A 10231-nucleotide genomic window follows, 5' to 3' on the forward strand; every position below is an offset into this window, starting at 1 on the left:
TTTATGCTGCACTAATTTTAACTTCTGTTACTTCAAGCATGCTGAGCATCTGTTTGAGATTGAGAATCTCCTGGTGATTCTTAGCATTCTGCTCTTTGCTCTTAGCAAGTTCTTTGTTAAGTTTTTCAATTACAGCTTGTTGTTTGCGAATAACCTCACGCAACATTCTCTCTTTCTCTTGTTGCTGTTTTTCTTTTTCTTTTATTTTTTTAAATATCCAATTTCCAGCTGCAATGACCAAACCGACTGGCCCCATCAACAAAGGACTGAGAATAAGTTGTCCTCCTGCAGCAAAGACAGCAACCGTAGAGCATACACCAATAGAATTGGCAGTAGAGGTAATCGGTGTTATAGGATTCTGAATTACCGCATCTGCTAATCTACAAATATCTTTAACTTGTTCTTGAAAATCTGCCATTTTTATGTTTCTTTTTAAGAATTAATTATACCTTTTTTGAAAGAATATTGAATAGGAAACATCCGACAAAATAGTTTTGCATTTTACGACATCTCCTTAGGAATGAGTTGTAGTTACAAACAATTAACCCACTCAGACCTACTTCTAAATTCTACTTGCGTATTACACAATTATATTTTAGAAACGTAATCATACTAATAATATTGTATGGACTTTTACAATCTTTACTCTAAATTTAGAAGGGAAAAACATAAAGTAAATATTTTATACCAACCGTATTGCAAAACTAACCTAATATATAGCAATCGATAATTCTTTGTTAATAAGCACATTTTTCTTTCTGCAAATAATTTAGGGAGTTTACTCATCACGAGCAAACTCCCCATGGTGTATGAGAGAAGAATTTTAGTGCTTTTACTCAAAAGCTACATTCAGTATATATTATGTATATATGTGTACATGTATTCATGTATTCACGTATTCATGAATACACGCTTTAGCCTATTTCAGCAAGACAACGGTTGTGAAACGATTTGCCTCATTCGCCGGATATTTGTCTATACCGCCTAAGTTGTAGGCTTTGATCTGGCTCTTATCTACACCTCGCTTGATGAGAGCTTTGGCTATAAACTTGGCACGGCGCTTACCCAAATCCTGGTTACCGGAGTGAGTGCCAGTAGCACTATCGGCTGCACCGGATATTTTAATCTTCAAGTTTTCCTGCTTAACCATCTTCGCAATGTCGTCGAGGTTTACGAGCTGTGACTTGTCAACCAGTTTGTCGGAGTTGAGCTTGAAGAAGAAATACACCGGAACACCGATGCTTACTTTCAAGTGGTCAGAAGATGAAAGGGAATCTGAGCAATAGCCATCAGCATGACCTGCCATGTTGCCATCACCGTTGCCCATTGCACCCTGATTACTTTTGCCATTCATCGAGAGTCGGGCACGGAGGGAGTTGAGACCGCTGTAGCTGTTTTTCGGATAGATGGTCTTGCCATCATCATTTCCTGCAAGTCGCTTTTCCAGATGAGCATTCCTATCCCTCATGTAGGCTATGTAGTCCTGAAGGGCGAGATTCTGCTCGATGTAAGGAGTTGCATCCACTACTCTCTTCCACCCCGTCTTGCCTATTGTGAAGGACAGACCGGCTGAAACGGAAATCATGTTGTCGCCGAACTTGGTAGAAGTTCCGATGCCGTCAAAGTTTCTGGCGGTCAGCATTCCACTCACCTCTCCTACGAGATGAACTCGGTCGCTGATGCGGTAACGGGCTTCCACGCCATAGGTGAAGGCAAACGGATGACTGCCACTTGAACCGCCCTGGCAGGTACAGCTGTTGATCCAGTCGGAATTATGAATCATGCCGACACCTACGAAGGGTATCACATCCCAAAGAGGGATTCCGCTTTCGTTCTGACGGATTCCGGACGTGATGTTGTACAGAAAGTCTGCATGGACAAACTGATACTTCATCGTATGGAACTCTGCATTCTTGAAGCTGAGTCCCTGAAATCCTATTCGTCCACCGATTGCGGGCGTGAACCATTTGCCGACTCCTATCTGCAAGAGAGGAGTGACACGGTCGAACACGTCACCGCAACCAATGGGCGTCCCAAGAAAAGCTGAAGCCCCGCCCTTTGCTTCTATAAACCAATTTCTACCCCAGTTGGCTGCTTCGCTTACATGCTTGAGATATGTAGGATTTACAGGCATGAGCATCTGCTCCTGACTGTATGATTTCTGGATATAAAGACTGTCAGAACTCTGTCTGGCAGTTTGTGCCGAAGCTGTCATTGCAATCAGACACATCATTGCTATTGATAATATTTTCTTTCTCATGTTGTTGTCTTTGATGATTGATTACTTGCGTAAACAAATGAGCATGGTGTTACATCTTCTTTCTTCTTCCGACGGACGGAGCGCACATCTTTCGTGCCATTGCCAGGCATCTTCTTGCCCACTCCCTATCGTCTTCATCCGGTCGTTTGCCCCATCCTGAGCCAGGGCTGCCGCCTCCACCTCCATGCGTCTGAGCGATGGTCGTTGCATCATCCACGAAACCGCACACGAGGTTTAAGGCTACCTTGACAACATGGTTTCCGTCTTCTGCCAACTGGCAGAGAAGCGTGCCGTTGAAGTCGAGTTTCACGCTGTCAGGGAGATTCGGGAAGCGAATGGCAAACTCATGTGCCATGGTGTCGAGCATCACGCCATTGAGATGATAGCTCATGTTGTGCGCCCAGGAAAGTTCAGACTGATTGGCTTTGTCTTCCAGTTCACTGGCCTGCTTCTCAATCTCTTCCTTGTCCTTGCGGAGGGTGTCAAGCAATTGGTTGGTTTCTGAAAGTTTCTTCTCCTTGTCTGCCAGTTTATCTTCCACCAAAGCCTTCTGCTGTTCAAGGCTCTGAATCTTACGGGCGATGTCGGCACTGATGCTGTCGCTGTTGGCTTGCAAGGCTCTCAGCGGTTTGAGTTCTGCTTCCAGACGGTCGATTTCAGCCTTCAGATTCTCTATCATGGAGGTGAAGGATTTCTGCTTCTTCTGGGCGATGGAGAGTTCCACATTCAGATCTTCGAGGGCTTTCCGGGTGTTCAGCATCTGGGCTTCGAGTGTCACGCACTCGTTGGCGAGCCATCGTCGATACTCTTCAGTAGAACGGTGACGTGCTCCTGTCTCTGCTATCGATACCCCTCTCGTGAGTCCCCATTTCTCATTGACCTTGGCAAGCTCGTCGTGCAGGGCAAGAAGATAGTTCTTGTAATCTATGCGGTTCTGACCATGGAAGATTTTCTTGAAGGCGAACTTCTTATCCTTGTCTATCGGCAAAAGCGCACAGTGGACGTGCGGATTCTTCTCATCGCAGTGGACGATGAAGGAGACGATGTTTTCCTCTCCAGATTTATCTGCCACAAAGCGGTAGATGTCCTGTGCCCACTGCTCTATTTCTGGCATTCTACGGATATGCTCGTTACCACCCTTGCTTTCAAAATCCACCTTCTGATTGCCAAAGGCAAGCTCTCGCATGCGTTCCGTTGAACCGCCGAAGATGAAATTCACCACGGTTCGGAAACGTGGCTCTGCCAGTCCTTCGTTGGGGTCTTTGATGCCACGTGAGGCGAGATTTTCTGCCATGCGCCTGGTAAGCGGACGGCTCTTGTCTATCGGGGCGACAATGCCACCTGGACGTATCTCGAAGTTGAGATGCTCACGGCTACGGTCGTAGTTGCCTTCACGCATGGCCTGGTTCCATCCCTTCTCCGTCCAGTCTCTCAACTCTTCGTTGCCTACCGAAGCAAGACCTTTGGTGACCTTGATGTCCATGACCTGTTTTGATGATGTTCCCATATCGTATTTCTTTGCTAATGCCCTTACTCCAGGAGCCTTTTTCGGTCTTGGCAACACAAGGAAATCTGACCCAGCTTGCTGTTTATCTGGTCAGCCCTCCCGACTACTTTTGTAGGTCGGGGTATTAGGCTTCCCAAGACTGAAAAAAAGTGGCAGGTGCAAGCACGCTGCCTCACGTTGCTTGAAATCATTCAGCGATGTGCTAACGGGCGTCCTGATCGCCATCAGCGTGCCTCGCATGGAATAAGGGGGATATGACTATTGTTTTTAATCGTCGGAAGATTCCGCAGGTGCTACCTTTTCGGATGGCTCCCTGGCCTCAGTAAGAGGACGAGGGGGATTCACATAGTAGTGGGATGCGTAGTCGGAGATGTAGTGCTCGAAGATGCAATCCAGGAGTACTATCTCCGCTTTCGAATATCGGGTGACTACTTCGTCCATATAACTCGGCTTGGTGTTGCCACTGATGGCTTTAGCCAGAATGCCAAGAGAATCTATCACTTTGTGCCAGTCCCATACGTAGTCTTTTCCGAAGAGCAGGCTCACGGAATCGGAAAGTTCCTCAGGCAGTTCTTTCTCCTGATTAAGATAACGGAGGATGGACACTGCCAGTGAATCGAACACCAGGGCTTGCTGATTGACAACACGTCTGGCAGGAATGCCGCCATATCCTTCCTGCTTGGCCATGTTCATCTTCAAGTCGTAATAACGGCTGTAGGATTCGGCCACTTCCTTGGCGGTGGATCTGCCTTTGATGAAGCGGATGAACTGCATGGCGCAGAAGTCGAGGATGTCGTCCGGACTCTCGATAAGAAGAGACAGACGTTGCTCCAGGTTGACAGAGAAGATGAAGCTCTTGGAATATGGCTCTACGGAAAGCTGACCAAGTTTGGTGAGTCCGGAGATAAACTGGCGAACCGTGGCACGCTGCCATTGCCACTGACGGGCAAGTTCGGAAATGGTGGCAACAAACTGACCGGGCAACAGCTGTAGGGCTACATCGGTTCCCGGAGACTGATAGGCTCCTGAGGATGCTTTCGAAAGCAGGTCGCAGTAGGCTTCCAGCTTGCTGTAACGTTCCTCTGCTTTCGGCTTCAGAAACTCCAGCAACGAACGGTCAACACCTCTGCATCTGTCTGCTTCGGGTGTTTGTTGATTGGGGTGATGAGTCATTTGAGTCATTTTTGAAATTGGAATGTTGAGCAAGTGGATATGATTCTGTGCCAGTTGCAGGTGGCAACTAATAGTAATTTCTGATAATCAGCGCAAGCAGATCCTTCGGGTTGTTGATGGCCTCAGGATGGCTCTTCATGCTGAGCACTTTTCCAGATGGATAGAACACAGCTGCCACGCTGACAGTAAAAAGGAATAGGTACATGCTGTTCATATAAGGTAAGGCGAAGCAAACCATCGAGAGCAGCAAGGTGGCGAACCACAGTCTTTTTCTCTCATGCAAAAGATGGAAGGTGCTTTCTGCGATTTTCCTGTTCAGAAGCACCAGGGTCAGGAGTGTTGACACTACGACAGAGAGATTGGGAGCCGTGACATGGCAACACCAGTTGATGAAGATAAGCATCAGCACAACCAGGTAAGCATAGAGATTTCTTGCGCTCTGAAACATAGCCATCTTCCACATAAACCGCTTCATGAATCCATATTCTTTCCTGTAAAGGCAGAAAAACGCTGTCAGCAGGAGGAACGGAAAGGCAAACCGGATGAGGGTTAATATCTGTATCATAATTTTCTTTTTTACTTGTTATTACCTTTGTCGAGTGATTCGAGTCGCTCGGCAATTTTGTTGTTTAACTGGAAGTTGTAACTGGGCGACATCTGGTCAACGGTAGGGTCTTTCGCCAGTTCTTCATCAGCTTCGATGAGAAGACGGAGATAGAGATCCACATTTGAATTGTGGTCTGACTTCTCTGTAGGCATGGCTGCAGTCGATTTGCCATGAGGCTTTATCGGGAGCATCGTATCAGGGTCGATGTCATCTGGCAGTTGGTAAGCCGTCTGTATGCTTCTCATCACGAAGATGCAGAAGACTATCATCAGTCCGACAATCGCCTTGGCCATGATGTTTAAATCAAAGAGCATCAGAACAAGCACCATTATCAGGATGGCTATTATATAGAATGTATATACTTTTCGTTTAGTACTCATAATCGCTTAATTCAAGTTTGATGATTCCGAAGGATGCTTTCTCTATAATGTATTCGACATCACGCCGGGTGAGAGTGCCCTTCTCTACTCTACCCTTGGCGCTTGGATCTTTTTTACAAAGAGCTGCCAGACCCTGGTTCAAGTCGTATTCATTGATTTTCCAGGTTCGCTTCTTTCTGAAAGCGTAATGATCTCTGTAACTCTGGAGCGAAAGTCCCTTGTAAAACAGGGGCTTCAACACCCCATCCTGCAGGATTCTCATCTCTACCAGCTGTTCCGTATCTTTAACTATTATCCATGTTCTGTATCTTTGTATGATGTCTGCAATCAGGTAATACGTCTGTTTGTTCATCTAGAGACCGCAGTTGAAATCATTCATGATCTGTACGTGTTCTCGCTTAGCCCGGAACGTGCCGCGACGCTCGTGCAGACGGAGGTCTTCAAAAAGATCTGCCGACATGAGTTCGATGGAGTTGTAAATCGTCACATTCAACTCGTGGATGAGTCCATCGGCGGAAGTCTTGCAGTTAATCTTGAACATCCTTTCGGTGACCGGATAGCAGTAGGCGCAGCATTCATGTCCGAACACCGTATGGACTGATGGCTCCAGATGGTAGAGAATGGCAAGGTCTGCATTCATTTCGAACATATCAATCACCTTGTCTATAGGTTGTGGGATATGCACTTCGTAGGGAAGAATGGCATAATCTTCGTATGCCTTTATCTCGCCAATCCAATAATTGTCAATCAGCTCTGGCAACAGCATGGGGCCGGATGCCTTGAATTTGTAGATAGCTTCCTGTAACATGATAATGAAAGATTAGAGGGTTGATATGTAAAGACGCATCAGCTGGGCTGGAATCTTGTTGGACACTTCCTTGTTGACAAGGTGCTTGCCTTCAAGTCTCGTGATGATGGCAGGATAATCCTTGGCGATGTCCGTCATCAGCTGAGCCTGTTCCGGGGTGAGCATGGCAATGGCCAGCGCATCCATCGAGAGATAGGGCTGCAATATCATCCAGAGATAGGCGTTGGCTTGCATGGCATCTTTGATTTTTCCTTGCTTCAAAACGTCACGGCAAACCTGGGCGTTGAGAATCAGACGGCGGTCTGTTCGCATCGACATGAGGACGAGTGTCTCAGAAGCAGGCAGCTTATTCCTGGAAGCGGATTTGTAGATGGCAGAACAGATGTCTGCCGTTTGGTTGGTGATTTCCGTCATTCCGATGGATGAGCATTCGTCGATATGAGCGAGGAACGTGCGGAAATGGCGGTCTTCCTCATGCAGGAACGCCACGAGTTCCTTTCTGGACTTGATGCCATGCGACTTAGTGCTCAGCAGGAACTTTGAATAGTTGACCAAGGCTCTGTGAACTTCCAAGTCGTAGGCAGGCGATTGATCCAAGGTGGCGAAGAACTTGATGGCATTTTCCTTCAGAGAGCCGAGTTCCTTGTTATCCTTATATAAAGAGGTGTGGAGCTTCACATAAGCCACATCGCTCAAAGTACAGTTGCCAGTCATCCCCAGCAGTTCTGTGCGGATGGAGTCTGAAATCAGATTATACTTCATGGAAAGCCCACTGTGCGCATTGAACGAAGGATCCTTCCTGATGTAGTTCAAGACGGTGTCTCCATACTCGTGCCACTGGTTGATGAAGTCTGCAAGATGCTCTGCATCAGAGTCTGAATGCCCTTTCATTGTCTGAAAGAAAGCCTGGTATTGTTTCAACGCATCTTCAGAAGACTTGAAATCATATTGACGACTTCCACTGCATGAGGTAATCATGAGTAAGGCACATAAAAAAAGCAAGTGAAAGAATAAACTCTGCTGAGTTGTTTTTCTTTCACTTGCTTTACTTTCTTTCATTTGGTTTTTGAGACCTGTTGCTGAAGAGTTACCGAGGCAACCGACAAAACTGTTCAACTGTACTGTATTCCTATTATCCATTGGCATGTAATTGAAAATTTTGCGTGCAAAGATACAGATAAAATTCCACATTAACGACACTACAATCAGACTTTATGTTATTTTATGTTTCATACTCTTTGCAGTATGATTATTGAAGATGCGCTCCTAATTTATAAATTAGGTTAAATCAAGTCTGCTGAACCAACAAAACCAGGCAGTATGAATCCATTTCTGAATATAATTCGTATCTTTGCAGAAGAATCGTGCCTAATGCAGGGTTATCCTGCCGCAAAAGGCGCATAACTATCAAGTTATCAGTCAATAAAACATTTTGATATGGCAAAAGTAGGCTACATCATGGCTACATCCCAGTATGACAAACTGGAAGAAGACCGCAAATGGATGAACGAGTTCGGTTGTGTAAGAATCATCGAAGAAAGTGATGATAACGAACGCCACAGACCGCTGTGGAAACAACTGATGGCAGCATTGCAAAGAGGCGATGAACTGGTGATTCCGAAATTTTCCAACGCCTTGCGTGGCAGTCGTGAACTGGCAATATTCCTGGAATTCTGCCGGGTCAAGGTCATTCGCATCATCAGCATCCACGACCGGATTGACTCCAGCAACATCCTGTTTCCGGAAACCAAGCCATCTGACGTATTGGTAATGATGGGTTCCCTGCCCGACGAAGTACTTGCTCTCAGGAAATCAGCAGAGCATGTAATCAAACTGCAGGAGAAGATGATTGTGTCCCTGCCTCCTGTTTCTGCCAGCAAGATGCAGAAGCTCGACAGAGAAAAGACTGTTGTGAACCTCTATGTTGCCGGTCATCCGATAGATGAAATCTGGAGAGCCAGCGGATTCAGAAGCAGAAGTTCCGTATTCCGCATTCTCAACAAGAACGGAATCAAGCTGAATAGAGGCAACCACTCCGGACCAATCAAGAAAAGAGACACAAAGTAAACAAGACATTGAAGATTTGAGCATGAAGAAGATATTATTCCTACACGGATTCTTCGCCACGGGCAGCTGTCCGATGGCGAGAGCCTTGAAAGAGGCGCTTGAGGGGACGGCGGTGGTGCTGGCTCCCGACCTGCCTTTGCACCCAAAGGAGGCGCTGAAGGAGATTCGCTCCATCATCGACCGGGAACAGCCCGACTTGCTTCTGGGCAACAGCTGCGGCTCTTTCCTCGCCCAGATGCTGGCTCCGGTGGTGGGCATTCCTGCCCTGCTCGGCAATCCGTATTTCATGATGACGGAGTTTCTGAAGGAACGAATCGGCGAGCATGAATACAAGGCACCGAGAAGGGACGGCAATCAGCGGCTTGTGATTGACGAGGCGCTGATTGGGGAGTTTGCGGAACTGGAAGCCGTGCAGTTCGACCATTGCAACCCCTATTATAAGGATCGTGTGTGGGGACTTTTTGGTGAGCAGGACACCCTGGCTCACTTCTCCCCTCTCTTCCTGAAGCACTACAACCAAGCCTTCCATTTCCCTGGCGGTCATACGCCTACTGAGCAGGAGGTGAAGACCTGGTACGCTCCCCTTGCCCAGAAAATGCTGATGGAGTTTTCGGCAAAGGAAGAAAGATATTTCCAGCACTTTAAAGGCGGTAAATACAAGTTCATCCATTCTGCCTTCGACTCCGAGACTCAGGAGCGCATGGTGGTTTATCAGGCTCTCTATGGAGACCAAGCCTATTGGGTAAGACCGGAAAAGATGTTCTTCGGGAAAGTTACGAGGGACGGCAGAACTTTCAATCGTTTCACAGAGATAGACATAAAATAAATGATAAAGATACGTTGCGTAGTAGAACACATTACCTACCAAAATCAGGAGAATGGATATTCCGTGATGAGGGTTAAGGTCAAGGATTATTCAGACCTTGTTACCTTGGTGGGCAATCTGCTGGATGTACCAGTGGGTGCTGTACTATTGTGTAATGGTGACTGGAAAGTCGATAAGCGATACGGACGTCAATTCGTATGTGAGACGTGGGAAGAAGTGATGCCTGCAACTGTATATGGCATAGAGAAATATTTGGGAAGCGGACTGGTGAAAGGCATTGGTCCGAAGTATGCTCATCTGATAGTTGAGAGGTTCGGTACTGATACAATCGAGGTAATTGAAGATGACATCGAACGACTATATGAAGTGGCTGGCATCGGTAAGAAGCGTGTAGAGAAAATCCGAGACAGTTGGGAGAAACAGAAGGACATCAAGAATGTAATGATCTTCCTGCAACAATACGGAGTAAGTACCGCTTATGCCGCCAAAATTTATCGCCAGTACGGCAAGGAAAGCATCGACAACGTGAAAGAGAATCCTTATCGCCTTGCAGATGATATTTGGGGTATCGGATTTAAAACCGCTGATGGTATTGCCTCTAAG

12 protein-coding genes are annotated in these 10231 nt (G+C 46.6%); 3 read left to right on the plus strand and 9 right to left on the minus strand.

Translation table 11 applies throughout. The features are described from left to right. Position 1: 1 nt before the first annotated feature. From ACTQ53_RS05545 to ACTQ53_RS05585, 9 genes are all read right to left on the minus strand, one after another. The gene (locus ACTQ53_RS05545; protein ID WP_153113669.1) at positions 2–418 is read right to left on the minus strand and encodes a hypothetical protein; all 417 of its coding nucleotides are present in this window, start codon (positions 416–418) and stop codon (positions 2–4) included. A gap of 501 nt (positions 419–919) precedes the next feature. Next, positions 920–2260: an OmpA family protein gene (locus tag ACTQ53_RS05550; protein WP_441932372.1), complete on the minus strand. Its 1341-nt coding sequence runs from the start codon at positions 2258–2260 to the stop codon at positions 920–922. 49 nt (positions 2261–2309) lie between these two features. Continuing rightward, entirely contained in the window at positions 2310–3767 is a 1458-nt protein-coding gene (gene mobV, locus ACTQ53_RS05555; RefSeq protein ID WP_441932373.1) for a MobV family relaxase, read from the minus strand. 267 nt (positions 3768–4034) lie between these two features. After that, positions 4035–4949 carry a hypothetical protein gene (locus ACTQ53_RS05560; protein WP_203040500.1) on the minus strand — a complete coding sequence of 305 codons (915 nt, stop codon included), beginning with the start codon at positions 4947–4949 and terminating at the stop codon, positions 4035–4037. Positions 4950–5007: 58 nt separating this feature from the next. Beyond that, positions 5008–5505 carry a hypothetical protein gene (locus tag ACTQ53_RS05565; protein WP_203040499.1) on the minus strand — a complete coding sequence of 166 codons (498 nt, stop codon included), beginning with the start codon at positions 5503–5505 and terminating at the stop codon, positions 5008–5010. An 11-nt stretch (positions 5506–5516) separates the two neighbouring features. Then, a complete protein-coding gene (locus ACTQ53_RS05570; protein WP_203040498.1) occupies positions 5517–5927 on the minus strand; it encodes a hypothetical protein in 411 nt (136 codons plus the stop codon). Continuing rightward, positions 5917–6279, minus strand: coding sequence for a hypothetical protein (locus tag ACTQ53_RS05575; RefSeq protein ID WP_203040497.1), 363 nt, complete (start codon positions 6277–6279; stop codon positions 5917–5919). Before ACTQ53_RS05575 ends, ACTQ53_RS05570 begins: the two co-directional genes overlap by 11 nt. Then, on the minus strand, positions 6280–6735 hold the full coding sequence (locus ACTQ53_RS05580) for a hypothetical protein (protein WP_094880475.1): 456 nt from the start codon (positions 6733–6735) through the stop codon (positions 6280–6282). A 12-nt stretch (positions 6736–6747) separates the two neighbouring features. Then, positions 6748–7626, minus strand: a complete 879-nt coding sequence (locus ACTQ53_RS05585; RefSeq protein ID WP_441932374.1) for a hypothetical protein — start codon at positions 7624–7626, stop codon at positions 6748–6750. A 546-nt stretch (positions 7627–8172) separates the two neighbouring features. Here ACTQ53_RS05585 and ACTQ53_RS05590 point away from each other — a divergent pair. The 3 genes from ACTQ53_RS05590 to ACTQ53_RS05600 all read left to right on the plus strand — a co-directional run. Then, positions 8173–8802 (plus strand): recombinase family protein, encoded by a 630-nt coding sequence (locus ACTQ53_RS05590; RefSeq protein ID WP_117695437.1) that lies wholly within the window; start codon positions 8173–8175, stop codon positions 8800–8802. Between the two features lie 22 nt (positions 8803–8824). Continuing rightward, positions 8825–9628 (plus strand): YqiA/YcfP family alpha/beta fold hydrolase, encoded by an 804-nt coding sequence (locus ACTQ53_RS05595; RefSeq protein ID WP_441932375.1) that lies wholly within the window; start codon positions 8825–8827, stop codon positions 9626–9628. Next, a partial coding sequence (locus ACTQ53_RS05600) for a helix-hairpin-helix domain-containing protein (protein ID WP_441932376.1) occupies positions 9629–10231 on the plus strand: 603 nt, incomplete at its 3' end.

Source organism: Prevotella sp. Sow4_E9_plate (genome assembly GCF_052116205.1).
Taxonomy (GTDB): Bacteria; Bacteroidota; Bacteroidia; order Bacteroidales; family Bacteroidaceae; genus Prevotella.

What these genes read in the sequence shown, in the direction of transcription:
- ACTQ53_RS05545 (WP_153113669.1), bottom strand. Translation starts at nt 418, where the DNA reads ATGGCAGATTTTCAAGAACAAGTTAAAGATATTTGTAGATTAGCAGAT.
- ACTQ53_RS05550 (WP_441932372.1), bottom strand. Translation starts at nt 2,260, where the DNA reads ATGAGAAAGAAAATATTATCAATAGCAATGATGTGTCTGATTGCAATG.
- mobV (WP_441932373.1), bottom strand. Translation starts at nt 3,767, where the DNA reads ATGGGAACATCATCAAAACAGGTCATGGACATCAAGGTCACCAAAGGT.
- ACTQ53_RS05560 (WP_203040500.1), bottom strand. Translation starts at nt 4,949, where the DNA reads ATGACTCAAATGACTCATCACCCCAATCAACAAACACCCGAAGCAGAC.
- ACTQ53_RS05565 (WP_203040499.1), bottom strand. Translation starts at nt 5,505, where the DNA reads ATGATACAGATATTAACCCTCATCCGGTTTGCCTTTCCGTTCCTCCTG.
- ACTQ53_RS05570 (WP_203040498.1), bottom strand. Translation starts at nt 5,927, where the DNA reads ATGAGTACTAAACGAAAAGTATATACATTCTATATAATAGCCATCCTG.
- ACTQ53_RS05575 (WP_203040497.1), bottom strand. Translation starts at nt 6,279, where the DNA reads ATGAACAAACAGACGTATTACCTGATTGCAGACATCATACAAAGATAC.
- ACTQ53_RS05580 (WP_094880475.1), bottom strand. Translation starts at nt 6,735, where the DNA reads ATGTTACAGGAAGCTATCTACAAATTCAAGGCATCCGGCCCCATGCTG.
- ACTQ53_RS05585 (WP_441932374.1), bottom strand. Translation starts at nt 7,626, where the DNA reads ATGAAAGGGCATTCAGACTCTGATGCAGAGCATCTTGCAGACTTCATC.
- ACTQ53_RS05590 (WP_117695437.1), top strand. Translation starts at nt 8,173, where the DNA reads ATGGCAAAAGTAGGCTACATCATGGCTACATCCCAGTATGACAAACTG.
- ACTQ53_RS05595 (WP_441932375.1), top strand. Translation starts at nt 8,825, where the DNA reads ATGAAGAAGATATTATTCCTACACGGATTCTTCGCCACGGGCAGCTGT.